A 13,710-nucleotide genomic window follows, 5' to 3' on the forward strand; every position below is an offset into this window, starting at 1 on the left:
CTATGGATGGAGAAAAAAATACGAAAAGATAAAAGGGGCAAATGAATATGAACAGAGCCTTTAAAGGTATCGTATTAGCAGGTCTAAGTGTTAGCGGGTTGTACAATAGAAACATATGTCCTAACGCAGTCCAGAATATAAGCATGTAGATAAAGTATTCTTAGCTGATAAAATGGTAGAAGACAAGAAGACTATAGCAATGAAGAAATTGAAAGAGAACTAAGAGGTTTAGCATCCTGACTTTCTAAATAACATGAGTGTTTCTATAGAATGAATCCTTAGGAGGGCTATTGTGGAACCTTTAATCAATGGTATTTTATACTTTGTATTTTTTTTTGGAGCACTGTTTCTTATACTGGGTACTGCATTGGTTTTATTTATAGTGGCTGCATTACTAATAATCTGGAAGGAGAATCTATCATTTCTAATGATTAGTTTAGGTATAAATATACTTGTCATTCCATTGTCTTTTTTTATTGGCGGGATGGCAACAGATTCCCCTGGTAGTACGATGCACGATTTTTGGAAAGTATTTTTCTTTATTCAGGTAATTCCGTTCCCTCTAGTACTGCTATCTTTAGTTTGGTGGCTTATTCGTCGAAAAAAAGCAAAAGTTCATGTGTAGCGTTTTTAATGCAAATAAGCTGTCCGTTTGGGGAGTTTATTGTATTTATTACTAAACGTGATTATTTCCAAAATGAATGCAATAACACTATACAGTTAAATAGAAGGTGAAACATATTGAAATCTTATCAAACGTTAGCCCACTTGTATGCATTAGGACTAGGCTGCGGGCTTTGGGATAGAGAGGAGGTAATTTCATGGTGCGATAGGTTGATTGAAGCAAATGAGCACCCGCCATATGAAATTATGGAGATATCTTTAATGTCTAAAGCAAAGCTGATATATATAGAATCGGCTTTACTGTCATATAGCCGCATAGTTGATGAAAAATACTCGGTAAATATCCTTCTTTCTGTCTTAAATGAAAAGTTAGTAGCTCAGAAATGTAATGTGAAACAAGCGCTTACTTGCTCCACTCGTTTACTAGTAAACAGAGGCGTATATTGGGAATAGGAATATTTTGATTTATACAGCCTTGATGATAGCTATGATATTGCACAGGAAGGGATCCATTTTAATAAAGAAGATGTGATTACTGCTTATATCGATACATTAGGTGCTTTTCGCGTCCATTTTAACGAGTTTGAAGATCTATATTTGCAAGTCATGAAACAGAAGTGGCAAGGGTAGAAGGCAGGAAAAGGAATCATTGAATCGTAAGAGTTACTTCCTGTATTTATCACCAAATTTATCTAGCCAAGACGAGTCTGTCTTCGTGTTGATGAATTTTTGTCTCTTAATAACTTAATGCTATCATCTTTAATTTTTCCGACAGCAAGCAAAGCTAGCATTTTTAATGCATAATCAGACGCTTGTAAAGGAGCATCACTAATTAAATTTTTACCAGAGAGTAATTTATTTAATTAGTAGAAAAAGGAAGGGACCTATTTGGCTCCTTCCTTTTTCTCATACATACATAACGCTTGTTGACAACTTATGAAATAATAGCATTCATCGCTATTAAAATATAGCACTAAAAGCGATTTAATGGATATGCAATTATACATATCTGTTTAATTGCATGAATGGGAACAAAATGATTTAACTCTTCCGGTATGGAAACAAATAGATTCAGGTATATTTAGGGTAAGAAGACCTGATTATTGATTGCTGGTTAAATCATATTTCTACGTATCTGAAACAAATTATTTCACTGGATTGTATGTTATAGATGGTGAGGGATTTATGAAATGTAGATTGTTTCTTGGTTTTTTGCTCGTGATTTTACTTTGAGGATACATCGGAAAAGAAGTTACGTTATATACGATTCAAAAAGGGTTATTAGTTAGTGCATCCATAGATACGCTCCGTTTCCTGTTTCCTATCCTACTAAATTACCATTCCAAGCAGATTCCTTCTCTTTCAAACAATTCATCCATTGAATAAAGATAATTCCGCCATATGTATCGGAGGGCATGAAGCTTTCTTAATACCATTTGGAATATATTTCAATATACTTCCGATACTATAACAGATCGAAAATTTCTCTATTGGAGGTATATAATGGCATATCCATTTCGTAACTTAGTATTTGAAGGTGGCGGAGTAAAGGGAAGCGCTTATATAGGTGCCATCCGTGCACTAAATGAAGAAGGGATTTTACCAGAAATACAACGATTTGGGGGGACTTCAGCAGGAGCGATTACTGCATTACTTTTAGGTCTTTCCATTCCATTCGCAGATCTTGTAAAAATCCACAAAGACATGAATTTTAAAGCGTTTAAAGATGATGATTTTTCGATTGTACAAGATAATATTCGTTTATTTTTTGATGGTTTTGGTATCTATAAAGGGGATTTCTTCACTGAGTGGGTAGGAAAGATCGTTGAAAAGTGGACAGGGAGTAAGGACACAACCTTTCAGCAGTTATATGACAAAACAGGAAAAGACGTGTTTTTCCAAGGAACGAACATTTCTACACACCAGCTTCGTACGTTTTCTCGCGAAACGACACCTGATGTCCCGTTAGTAGTTGCTGTGCGGATTTCGATGTCCATCCCATTCTTTTTTAAATCTGTGGAATGGGATAAAGATTATTATGTAGACGGAGGTGTACTGGATAACTACCCAATTCGTTTATTTGATCGGAAAAGTTTTGTGAATAAAGAAGAACACTTCACGACCACAGATACGATTGACGAGGTTAATAAACTGGTAAGCAATACGGAGGATCATTCTACACTAAGAAGCTTACACACGAAATACAATGCATCTTTCTTTGATCCTGCAGATGAAATTGTCTACAACAAAGAAACACTGGGTTTCCGTTTAGAATCTCAGGCCGAGATTGCCATGTTAAAACATATCGCAACTTCAACAGAACATCATATTGGCCATTCTCTTATTCATTTTGCATGGAATTTGTCTCAAACGATGATCAAAGGTCATGAGAGCGGAAAAACAACCAAAGAAGATGCTGCCCGTACTGTATTTATCAATACATTCTTTACGCCGTCGTTTAATTTCGATATCACAGAAGAAGAAAAGAAAACACTCATGAATTCAGGCTATACTTCTACTAAAGACTATCTACATCAGTTTAATACGTCTGAAGTAAAATTGTTTAATCGACCATAAAGCCGAGTGCAATGCACTTGGCTTTTTTTAATCGTCCTGTAAATTCTTTTTTTAGTAGCTAATAAAAATTCAGATAGACTATGCATAGAACAAGAGAAAGGAGATAACAGAAAGTAATAAATATAAGTTTTGATGACTTCTTATTTTGTAAAACTAGGGTGTAGAAAGGGTGAAACAGGTGGAAGAAAAACGAATTATGATTTATACAATTTTTCGGCTAACACAGTACAAAAGAGAAGCCTAAAACGGTGGATAGGAATGTATCAAAAAATGAATAGAGTAGCAAGACGGATTTATTGTGAAAGTAGGGATTTTCCTTTTTCTTTCTACTGATAATAAAGCGTTATGTAGACTGGGAATGTATAAGGTATTCATTGCTATTCCTTCAAAATGCTGATGTTACATCATATTAAAATAACCTCTAATTTAAGTATTGAAATTCTCTAAATCTCAATGTATTATATTCTTGTATTTTCTCACTTTGCTAAGCCTAGAAAACATCATCACTTCTGAAAGAACTCGAACTCCAGCGGGTTCTTTGAATTTACTTGAACTTATTTTTGAATCATTGTATTATATTTCCGAGTCTTACTCATATAAATCATTATCAGGAGAATCTGCAAATTTGCAGGTTCTTTTTTATTTTATTGAAAGTAAAATTTTAGCCAGTCATTTATTTTCATATTTTTGGTTTTTATACGTGTTTGGTAAAAATCAATGAGTTGCAAAAAAATACTATGCTGAAATCTAGTTCGGTATAGCAATGTGCATATAAAAGATCCCACTTTGCTATATCCCCTAAAAAGAGTCATAAAAATCTATATTTTTTTAATTCAGTTGCATACTACAAAACTTCTTTTAAAAGAAATGTATGTACATACACATTATATTTTGTTCCATAACTCTCTAACTTTTGTTCACGAGAGTCTGTTAAGTAAAGGATTATTGGCGGGTGGTGCAATAGGTGCAGAAGATGTGAAAACAAATGAAAAAGTACAAGTTGCTGTTGCAGGTAAAGAGGGAAATATAACGTATAAAGAAATTGATAAAGCAGAATCTCCATTGTTATTTGGAATGTATCCTTTATGTTAAGATCCGAATGGGAAGTTTGTTTTTTCTGATAATTAATATTTATACAAATTGTGTAATTAGTATACGGAAGTGGTTTTAAATTTCATTAATGTATTCCTTTTCATCTGAATGAATTATTTATTGCAACAGATTTCCCGTCCAAAATAAGATGTTCAAACAAAAGACAATATAAGTATCTTTATAATGATTTTTCAATATAATCAATGTGTTTATGAAAGGAACTCTGTGTTATTTTTGCTTTTTTACTAACTAATACAGCTTCAAACAAAGGACACAATTGCTACATACTAAGTGTGATTTATTACCTATTCAAAATTCTGTCTATTCAATCTTTCTAAAAATAAAAAAAGATTAAACTTATAAATATACAAGTTATAATGAGGGCGTCGAGACACAATTTATTACCTCTAGAGAAAATATCAAACCTTGTTTTGGATTAAAAATTCTAAAGAACTTGCCAGTAATTTTTTAAAATTGGACATACTGATATGATTACTATACGGTGGATAGCGGATTAGAAGGAAAGTTTATTCAACTCAATAAAGAAAGCGTTATCAAATGAAACTTGTTTTGAATCGATCATTCTAACAACTTAGATTCAACTACAGCTAAAAATAATAAATTATGGGGGTGCTTATATGAACATAAATGTAGCATCTATTAAAGAAAAAAAGATTGTTAAATACAAAAGTTGTTTTGATGTGATTGGGCCCATAATGATAGGCCCTTCAAGTTCACATACTGCAGGTGCTTTGGCTATTGGAACAGTTGCTAATAAATTATTTCAAGGTCTTCCCAAAAAAGTTGTGGTAAAGTATTATGAATCATTTGCTGAAACCCATAAAGGTCACGGAACTGATTTTGCAATTATTGCTGGTATATTAGGCTTTGCTGCTGATGACAGCAAAGTGCCAGATGCTATTAAAATAGCAGAGTCTAAGGGAATTGACATTACCTTTATTGAAAAATTGGGTAATAGTCCTGCTGGTCATCCAAATACGGCAGATGTATATGCAGAGGATGAAAGTCGAAGTATTAGAGTAATGGGGATTTCGGTCGGTGGTGGGTTGATTGAAGTCAAACATGTTGAAATTGATGGATTTAGCTTAAATCTGCAGGGGCCATTGCCAGTTGTTATTGCGATTTCAGAAAGAGCTGACTTTGAATTTGTTTTACGCAGGATCTTTAAACAATATGATGTGGAAATTAACAACTTTCATAGTTTGGAAGATAAAACAAAATATTTATATGCATTCGCTTTGGATTCGATATTGCCAGGTAATGCTCAGAAGGAATTAGGAGATTTAAGCAATATAGCTAATCTTATTATTCTTTAGTCACATTTAGGAGTGAAAAATATGTATATGGCCATAAAAGAAATTGTGGATGCAGCTAATAAAAGCCAAAAGCAAATTTATGAATTAGCAATCGAACAGGAAATCAAACAAACTAAAATTTCTTATGAAGAAGTATGGAGTAAAATGGAACGAAATTTAGCGACTATGCAACATGCAATAAATAAAAGTATCGAGGGCGACGGTGTATTTTCTCCAACAGGTTTGACCGGAGGGGATGCTGTAAAAATTAAAAACTATCGAGAAAATAGGAAAACTCTTTCTGGAGATTTGATGGTGTTAGGGATTCAAAGTGCTATCGGTGTTAATGAAGTAAATGCTGCATTAGGAGCTATTTGTGCAACTCCAACAGCAGGTGCGAGTGGGACGACTCCGGGAGTCCTATTTAGTATTAAAGATACGTTGCAGTTAAGTCATGAAGATATGATTCATTTTCTATTCACTTCAGCGTTATTTGGAACGATAGTCGCAAACAACGCTTGTATTTCAGGAGCGTACGGAGGATGTCAAGCTGAAGTAGGAAGTGCCTCAGCGATGGCGGCTGCAGCTGCGGTAGAAGCTGCGGGTGGAACGCCACAGCAATCTTCTGAAGCTTTTTCGATTGCATTACAAAATTTACTCGGTTTAGTTTGTGATCCGGTCGCTGGTTTGGTAGAAATTCCTTGTGTAAAGAGAAACGCCATTGGAACGGCAAATGCTTTAGCAGCAGCGGACATCGCATTAGCCGGCGTAAACAATCTCATCAATGCTGACGAAGTGATTGAAGCCATGTATAGAATTGGAAGACAGATGCCTCGCGAATTAAGAGAGACAGGTTTAGGTGGTATTGCAGCTACACCTACAGGAATTGCCATTAAAAATAAAATCTTTGGGGAGAAACAATTAAATCAATAAGTTATCGAGTGTATTGTGAAATTTTTAACAATCTTTACTCTATTGTTCGCCTAAGGATGTCTGTATATTGGGGGAGTTATCAATAAAATATACTACTATATAATTAAAATATTTTATAAGTGGTAATAAACCCTTCAGGTTGATGCTTCGCTAATTTTTTGATTTTTATTAACCTAGAAGGGGGATATTCGTTGTGGCGCACTATATAAGCTATTCATTTTTCAAGAACGGTCTATATTCCTATATCTAAAAAAAGAAAATTAAGAATAGGACACAAGGAGGAATTATTATATGGATGGGAATACTGCAAAAAACATAGAATTTCAAGCTGATAACACTGCAGTAAAAAATGAGCAATATCTAGACCCTAAAAAGTGGCATAAACAGGATACTACCTGGGCATTGAGCCTTTTTGGAACAGCAATTGGAGCAGGAGTACTCTTTTTACCGATTAATGCAGGTTCAGGTGGTTTATTATCATTGCTGTTAATTACCATACTTGCATATCCTGTTATGTATTATTCACATAGGGCGCTTGCTAAAATGATTTACGCTTCGAACTCTGCCGATGAGGGGATTACAGGTACAATAAGAGAGTATTTTGGAAATAAGGCAAGTATCATTTTTAATATTGTGTATTTTGTCTCCATTTATACGATCGTGCTGATGTACTCGGTCGCACTTACAAATACCGCTAGTAGCTTTATCGTGCATCAATTGCACATGTCGGAGCCTCCAAGGTCCATTTTATCGCTTGTCTTAGTACTCGGTCTTATCGCTATACTAAATTTTGGTCAAGATATAACTGTAAAGATCATGAGCATGCTAGTGTATCCTTTTATAGCTTCTCTCCTTTTTATCGCAATATCTTTGATTCCACAGTGGAATACGTCAATGCTTAGTTTTTCAAGTGTTTCTACTGCTTCAACAGGAACAGGATATTTAGGAACGATATGGATGATACTTCCAATCATAGTATTCTCGTTTAATCATTCGCCTATGATTTCGTCATTTGTTATGAAACAGAGAGCTACGTATGGAATAGATGCTACTGATGCTAAATGTGCTCAAATACAAAAAGTTTGTTATATTATGACATTCGTAGTTGTTATGTTCTTTGTTTGGAGCAGTACCTTAAGTTTGACTCCAAATGATCTTAAGGTGGCAAAAGAACAGAACTTGTCAATCCTATCATATCTTGCTAATGAGCTTAATTCGCCAGTAATCACTATTGCAGCTCCTATCATTGCATTTGTGGCTATTACAAAGTCTTTCCTTGGTCATTATATAGGAGCGTATGAGGTAATGCGTGACATGATTATCAAGTCCAGTAAAAAACGTGGGAAAGATATAGGAGAAAAAACAGTTAAGACAATGATTCTTACTTTTGTCGTATTAACATGCTGGTATGTTGCTTATACAAATCCAAGTATTCTTGGAATCATTGATGCCCTTAGCGGTCCGCTAGTTGCTGCTATCTTATGTATACTACCAATGTATGCAATCCATAAAGTATCAGTACTTGCTAAATACAAAGGGAAATCGAGCAATGTATTTGTCATTATTATAGGTATTCTTACTGTCCTAGCAAGTATTAAGTCATTATTCTAATCCACTATTGTTAGTATCGATGCAAAAATCGTGGGATATGGAAAAAAGAAAGATTCTTATCGGAACTGAATTCTATATTGTTAAACTAAAGAAATCATGGTTTTGGACAAACTCCTCACATTGGAGAGTTTGTCTTTTTTTATTATATGCATAACTTTTATCATTTTAACCAAGAAGACCCCTTCCTCAAGGAACGCGAAATAAGTAGGTGGGAGATGAATTGGCTAAAATGATAAACTGGTGACCCAGTATGTAGAAGTGAAAAAGGGGAAAACTATTGTATAATTATCGATAATTTAGGGGGCGCCAAATGAAGCATAATAAAGAAGTAACACTTGGGGATTACGTTCAATTTTCATATCGTAAAAATCCTAATTTGCAATTAATAGGATTTGTGGTGAATGTTTTACAAAATACAATTGTTGTAGATATTGCGGAAAGAATGGATATCGAGATAGATGATTTTAGGCAGGTTGTAAAGCATGGTTATTATAATAAAGTGGTTCATAAGCAAATAAAGAATAGTGTTTCATAAAAAAGTGCTCCTATATAAATTTAGGAGCACTTTTTATGGAGAGAATTTCCGCAAAGTTTTTTTGTCAGAGGTATAAAATTTTCATATGAAAATACGTTTTGAAGATATTTTCTTATTTGTTAATTAATAATTTTTTCAATCTTTATAGCTGTTATGAATTTAAAATATTATTCATAAAAATTTCACATAATTTTATTAAAAAGAAAAATACTAATACTTGTTTTAATACTTTACCTAGAGTTATTAAAACAAATTTACTAACTGCGAAACAAGGAGGCATCACTGTGGACATTCGTGAAGGATTAATTCCAACAGCTTTAGGTACAGCAGTGACAGCAGCAGGTTATGCTCTTAAACAAACTCGTGGAACTAATAAAATGATTGCAAATACAGTATTTGGTTTTGGTTTAGCACACGTCGTTTTAGGTGTAATCGATCTTGTTGAACATCGTCGTTAGAACGAAAGGCAAGCATTGATATATGCTTGCCTTTTTGGGAGTACATTTATTATTCATTTTTCAAATATGTTTGTATGACGTAATCATTATCAATGTAATTAAATAGTTACACTACAAGGAAATTAGAAAGTAAAACTGTGAGCATTGAATTTTATGAAATGAGATGGTGATGGAATGGAATTTTCTTCTGAAAGTAATACGTATCATGCTGGTGACATTGTTTATATTTTTTACCGAAATCCTCATACTCAAGACGTAGCTAACATACAAGCTGCAGCAGTTGTAAATAATCCTGAAAGACCTAATGAATTAGCACTATTTCTTTACGAAACGTATTATCCACTAACAAATGAGATGGCTATATATGCTACCGAAGATGAGGCAAACCAAGCTTACACTTACTATTATGGTGATATTTCAGAGGGGATGTTAGAATGAATAAGCCATTTATGCCTAAGCTCGTATATTTTGAACCGAAAGCACTAGATTATCCTTTGGGGAAAGAGCTGTTTGAGAAGTTTTCAAAGATGGATGTTGAAATTCGACATACTACTTCTCATAATCAAGTAAGAGATTTGCCAGGGGATAACGATTTTCAAAAGTATCGAGTAGCAAAATCCACGCTGGTTGTTGGTGTTAGAAAAACACTGAAATTCGATACTTCCAAGCCTTCAGCAGAGTATGCAATTCCTTTTGCAACGGGATGTATGGGACATTGTCATTATTGTTATTTACAAACAACGATGGGAAGTAAGCCTTATATACGAACGTATGTAAATGTTGAAGAAATTTTAGATGCTGCTGATAAATACATGAAAGAGCGTGCACCTGAAGTAACAAGATTTGAAGCGTCGTGTACTTCAGATATTGTAGGAATCGATTATTTAACGCATACCCTTAAACGGGCCATTGAGCATTTTGGAGAATCTGAATATGGGAAATTGAGATTTGTTACGAAATTCCACCATGTAGATCATTTACTTGATGCTAAACATAATGGAAAAACAAGATTTCGCTTTAGTGTAAACGCTGATTATGTGATTAAAAACTTTGAACCAGGAACTTCTCCCTTAGCTAAGCGAATTGAGGCAGCAGGAAAAGTAGCTAGAGCTGGATATCCTCTTGGTTTCATTGTAGCTCCTATTTACCTACATGAAGGCTGGAAGGAAGGATACTATCATATGTTTGAACGCCTAAATGCTGAATTACCTCTTGATGCACGGGATGATATTACATTTGAATTTATTCAACATCGTTTTACAAAGCCAGCTAAGAGAGTGATTGAAAAAAACTACCCGATGACAAAATTAGAATTAGATGAAGAGAAAAGAAGGTATAAATGGGGGAAATATGGAATCGGAAAATACATTTATCAAAAAGAAGAAGAAGAGGATATAAAAAATTATCTCTATTCCTATATGAAACAGTTCTTTCCTAATGCAAAACTAGAATATTTTACATAAAAGAAACGAACAAAATTCATTACATCATCAATCTAAAAAATTACTCACTCAAAAAAGTGATATTGGTCAACAATTCGCTAATAAATCATTTGAAAAATTTATATACGAAAGTCTTTTATGTAAAAATATGTTTCATTATGAGCTGAATCCCAACAGTTAAACAGAAAAATACAGTGGTTGCTCTGAGTTAATGGAGATAGAAGAAAGAGGATTTGTAGTAGGCGCGTCTTACGATATTGTTAAGGAAAAGAAATCAAATCCAATTATGAAAGGGACGTATCAGATGGTACTTCCCAGTAAGTTAGCGCAGCAAGGTGGAAAAGGGGCAGGGAATAATTATATTAATGTGAGTGCAAAAGCAGATAGTGTATTTGAACAAATACGAATTATTGCTAAAAAAATTAGTCGTGAATTATTTTTTCCGCATATACAAGTGATTATTTTTTCTGAAAAATTACTCTCGAATTCTAATGTTTTACAGAATACGCTAGATGTACATATTCGTGATCATGAAATGAGAAGAAACATCCGTCTATTTGTTTCTCGAGGGTACTTTGGCGGAGTTGCATTTTAGCGATTATAAACAAGTTATGGATGAAAAACGCTTAACGAAGGATATTTCAAAAGAGATGGAGCAAAGGATTCAAAAATCAATAAAGCTTGTTCAAAAAAATATAAGGTGGATGTATTAGCATTAGGAGAAGTATATAAGCGGAATAATTATAAAGAATGGAAGAAAATAAGTAAGAATTGGGATCAAGGTGAAAATTATTTTAGTAATGCTGACATTAATGTTTATGTTCATCCAGTAATTGAACATTCAGGCTCAACTTTACCGAAGAGAGTGAAATAAGGTGATTTAAGTCGTTAGCGGATTAGAAATACGCTAAACGATATTAATGCTGGTTCTGCATTTTCAATCAGTGCAGACTTATGTACTTTAAACGTGATTAATAAATTATATTTGGCTTATTATGATCCTTTGGTTAGCACTAGTTAGAGTTATAGTAAAAATATTAAGTAGAAACGACTTATTTTTAATAATAAGAGGAAATATGTTACTGAAAAGTAAGGAGACAAATTATTACTTTTCTAAAGAGTCATTAGGTCCGTACAATGATGCATTAAAGTGATTCAGAAGGGATTCTGAATGCTAAGAGAGTGAGAATGAATTACAAAAGAAAGGTGCATAGGCGCCTTTCTTTTTTTGAAGGGATTTTTTGTTACGAGTTAGTACAAAATTGGGTTCAGGGGGTACTATAAAATTTTAGCTTGATGGCGATGGGGTAGCATCCACGTCTATCAACATCACTACACCTATATTTAATACTGCGTTACGTGCCTTTAATCAAGTGAAAAACAAGACCCATTTTGTAAAAACTGAAACCAACGTTTTCTAAACTGAATTTGAGCCATATCTGCATGAACATGGGCCTCCATTTTTAAAGCTTCTGGTATAGGTCTAGGATGTTGACTTTCTACAATAATTTGATCCTCTTTTAGTACTCTTAAACTAAATTTAGCTAAAATTTGGTCTAGTAAAGGGAAGTACTTTAAAAATGTCCTTCCGGTATATCCCATAATTAATGTCTCTTCTTCATCAATTGGTGTAAACGTAATATACGGAATAAATGACTCATTCTCCTGTTTGCCACTGTGAAGCATCCACTGATGTGGGAATTTGTATTCAAGGTAAGCATCACCATTTGAGAATATAAACTGATCCAGTGTTCCCTCCAGCTTATAATTGGTTGATTCGGCTTTTGTTTTTCTACCAATCGTTTTTTTATGTATATAAGCAAGATGAGCAGTATCCAGCACAGATTCGATTGATCGAGTAAGGTGTGCATTCCAAGTGGCGTGGAAGAAAGAGAGTTTAAAAGGAGTGTTCTCCATTACATGAAAAGTTTGCCATTCAGGTGGAGTTTCCTCACTATCAGGGTATATCCAAATCAACCCAATTTTTTCTCTTACAGGGTATGAGAAGGTATGAGCAAATTTCGGGATAGGTTTATTGGGTTGGGATGGAATTCTTACACAAGTACCACAACTATCGAATTCCCAACCATGGTAGGGACAGACTAGTTTACCATTTACTACTTGTCCCAGTGATAAGTCAGCGCCACGATGAGGGCAGTAAGGTGATAGAGCCTGAACTTCGCCTTTTTCATCCCGATATAATACAAAATCTTTGCCAGTAACTCTTTTTTTACTGGGATCTTTTTTATATCTTTTACATAACTCACAGCATACCAATTACGTGGGAATACTCTATTTATATTTAGAGTCATTTATTTTCTCCTTCTTTTTTATTCACCTAGTAGATATTAGTGGTGTCTACTGTATACTGTCTATTCTATGCTATAAAATATTTTAAATGTTCGTTTAAAATTAATAAATCTACAGTTTAATCAAATCATTATGAAAGCCTGCATAATCTCTCTAAATGTAACAAAAATGACTAAAGTACAATAGATTTTAAAAAGGAGAAAGTTTTATTTTATTGAAAATTGAGATATTAAGCAATATTCCTATTGCTATTAAATTCACCATTAAAGAACTTCCACCAAAACTTACAAATGGAAATGGAGTACCTGTAAGAGGAAATAGTCCCGTAATACCACCTAAATTTACAACTGATTGCATACCAATCATACATCCTATACCAATTGCTATAAAACTGCCGAATGGATCTACACATAATTGTGCAATTTTTAAGGAGCGAAGTACTATAGTCAAAACTCCAACCAATAGAATAAATACACCAATAAATCCTAGTTCTTCAGAAACTATTGCCATTATAAAATCAGTGTGTGGTTCTGGAAGATACCTGTTTTTTGTATGTTATTTCCAAATCCACGACCAGTGATTCCTCCAGAGCCCATGGCAATAAAAGAGTTTACAAGCTGGTATCCATTTCCTTGCGCATCAAGAAAGGGATTGAAAATCGTAGTAATACGTGTCTTTTGAACTTCTGATAAACTATATTGAATCAAATAATATAAAATAGGTAACCATAAAATAGAACCGATGGTAGTTCTTTTGATTAGTAGATTTATATTTATTCCTGAACAAAGAAATATGCTAAAACCTATACCTAA

At 33.8% G+C, this 13,710-nt stretch carries 10 protein-coding genes and 5 pseudogenes; 13 read left to right on the top strand and 2 right to left on the bottom strand.

Annotated elements, in window-relative coordinates:
* The first annotated feature begins 292 nt into the window (after positions 1 to 292).
* The 13 genes and pseudogenes from ATL10_RS06630 to ATL10_RS06700 form a co-directional block, all read left to right on the top strand.
* Positions 293 to 625, top strand: coding sequence for a hypothetical protein (locus ATL10_RS06630; protein WP_000433527.1), 333 nt, complete (start codon positions 293 to 295; stop codon positions 623 to 625).
* A gap of 116 nt (positions 626 to 741) precedes the next feature.
* A pseudogene (locus ATL10_RS06635) lies at positions 742 to 1,254 on the top strand (protein kinase).
* Positions 1,255 to 2,127: 873 nt separating this feature from the next.
* On the top strand, positions 2,128 to 3,201 hold the full coding sequence (locus ATL10_RS06645; RefSeq protein WP_000331130.1) for a patatin-like phospholipase family protein: 1,074 nt from the start codon (positions 2,128 to 2,130) through the stop codon (positions 3,199 to 3,201).
* An 837-nt stretch (positions 3,202 to 4,038) separates the two neighbouring features.
* Positions 4,039 to 4,293 carry a hypothetical protein gene (locus ATL10_RS06655; protein ID WP_000557539.1) on the top strand — a complete coding sequence of 85 codons (255 nt, stop codon included), beginning with the start codon at positions 4,039 to 4,041 and terminating at the stop codon, positions 4,291 to 4,293.
* Positions 4,294 to 4,931: 638 nt separating this feature from the next.
* Positions 4,932 to 5,630, top strand: coding sequence for an L-serine ammonia-lyase, iron-sulfur-dependent subunit beta (gene sdaAB / locus ATL10_RS06660; protein WP_001024890.1), 699 nt, complete (start codon positions 4,932 to 4,934; stop codon positions 5,628 to 5,630).
* Positions 5,631 to 5,651: 21 nt separating this feature from the next.
* Positions 5,652 to 6,542, top strand: a complete 891-nt coding sequence (gene sdaAA / locus ATL10_RS06665; protein WP_110496615.1) for an L-serine ammonia-lyase, iron-sulfur-dependent, subunit alpha — start codon at positions 5,652 to 5,654, stop codon at positions 6,540 to 6,542.
* A gap of 291 nt (positions 6,543 to 6,833) precedes the next feature.
* On the top strand, positions 6,834 to 8,153 hold the full coding sequence (locus ATL10_RS06670) for an aromatic amino acid transport family protein (RefSeq protein ID WP_090976637.1): 1,320 nt from the start codon (positions 6,834 to 6,836) through the stop codon (positions 8,151 to 8,153).
* Between the two features lie 310 nt (positions 8,154 to 8,463).
* On the top strand, positions 8,464 to 8,688 hold the full coding sequence (locus ATL10_RS06675; protein WP_090976639.1) for a DUF2187 domain-containing protein: 225 nt from the start codon (positions 8,464 to 8,466) through the stop codon (positions 8,686 to 8,688).
* Between the two features lie 284 nt (positions 8,689 to 8,972).
* The gene (locus ATL10_RS06680) at positions 8,973 to 9,146 is read left to right on the top strand and encodes a hypothetical protein (RefSeq protein ID WP_000354585.1); all 174 of its coding nucleotides are present in this window, start codon (positions 8,973 to 8,975) and stop codon (positions 9,144 to 9,146) included.
* 174 nt (positions 9,147 to 9,320) lie between these two features.
* Positions 9,321 to 9,584 carry a transcriptional regulator SplA gene (locus ATL10_RS06685; protein WP_000396091.1) on the top strand — a complete coding sequence of 88 codons (264 nt, stop codon included), beginning with the start codon at positions 9,321 to 9,323 and terminating at the stop codon, positions 9,582 to 9,584.
* A complete protein-coding gene (gene splB / locus ATL10_RS06690; RefSeq protein WP_001039638.1) occupies positions 9,581 to 10,609 on the top strand; it encodes a spore photoproduct lyase in 1,029 nt (342 codons plus the stop codon). The genes ATL10_RS06685 and splB overlap by 4 nt, the downstream gene beginning before the upstream one ends.
* A 172-nt stretch (positions 10,610 to 10,781) precedes the next feature.
* Positions 10,782 to 11,462, top strand: a pseudogene (locus ATL10_RS31780) (Ger(x)C family spore germination protein); the annotation flags it as partial.
* Positions 11,463 to 11,643: 181 nt separating this feature from the next.
* Positions 11,644 to 11,742 (top strand): annotated as a pseudogene (locus ATL10_RS06700) (HXXEE domain-containing protein); the annotation flags it as partial.
* A gap of 211 nt (positions 11,743 to 11,953) precedes the next feature.
* Here the strand turns inward: ATL10_RS06700 and ATL10_RS06705 are convergent.
* Together ATL10_RS06705 and ATL10_RS06710 are read right to left on the bottom strand one after the other, a co-directional pair.
* A pseudogene (locus tag ATL10_RS06705) lies at positions 11,954 to 12,900 on the bottom strand (Rieske 2Fe-2S domain-containing protein).
* Positions 12,901 to 13,087: 187 nt separating this feature from the next.
* Positions 13,088 to 13,710 (bottom strand): annotated as a pseudogene (locus ATL10_RS06710) (FtsW/RodA/SpoVE family cell cycle protein); the annotation flags it as partial.

This window comes from Bacillus sp. 196mf (assembly GCF_003217275.1).
In the GTDB taxonomy this organism is placed as follows: Bacteria; Bacillota; Bacilli; order Bacillales; family Bacillaceae_G; genus Bacillus_A; species Bacillus_A thuringiensis_S.

What these genes read in the sequence shown, in the direction of transcription:
- splB (WP_001039638.1), top strand. Translation starts at nt 9,581, where the DNA reads ATGAATAAGCCATTTATGCCTAAGCTCGTATATTTTGAACCGAAAGCA.
- sdaAB (WP_001024890.1), top strand. Translation starts at nt 4,932, where the DNA reads ATGAACATAAATGTAGCATCTATTAAAGAAAAAAAGATTGTTAAATAC.
- ATL10_RS06645 (WP_000331130.1), top strand. Translation starts at nt 2,128, where the DNA reads ATGGCATATCCATTTCGTAACTTAGTATTTGAAGGTGGCGGAGTAAAG.
- ATL10_RS06675 (WP_090976639.1), top strand. Translation starts at nt 8,464, where the DNA reads ATGAAGCATAATAAAGAAGTAACACTTGGGGATTACGTTCAATTTTCA.
- sdaAA (WP_110496615.1), top strand. Translation starts at nt 5,652, where the DNA reads ATGTATATGGCCATAAAAGAAATTGTGGATGCAGCTAATAAAAGCCAA.
- ATL10_RS06670 (WP_090976637.1), top strand. Translation starts at nt 6,834, where the DNA reads ATGGATGGGAATACTGCAAAAAACATAGAATTTCAAGCTGATAACACT.
- ATL10_RS06685 (WP_000396091.1), top strand. Translation starts at nt 9,321, where the DNA reads ATGGAATTTTCTTCTGAAAGTAATACGTATCATGCTGGTGACATTGTT.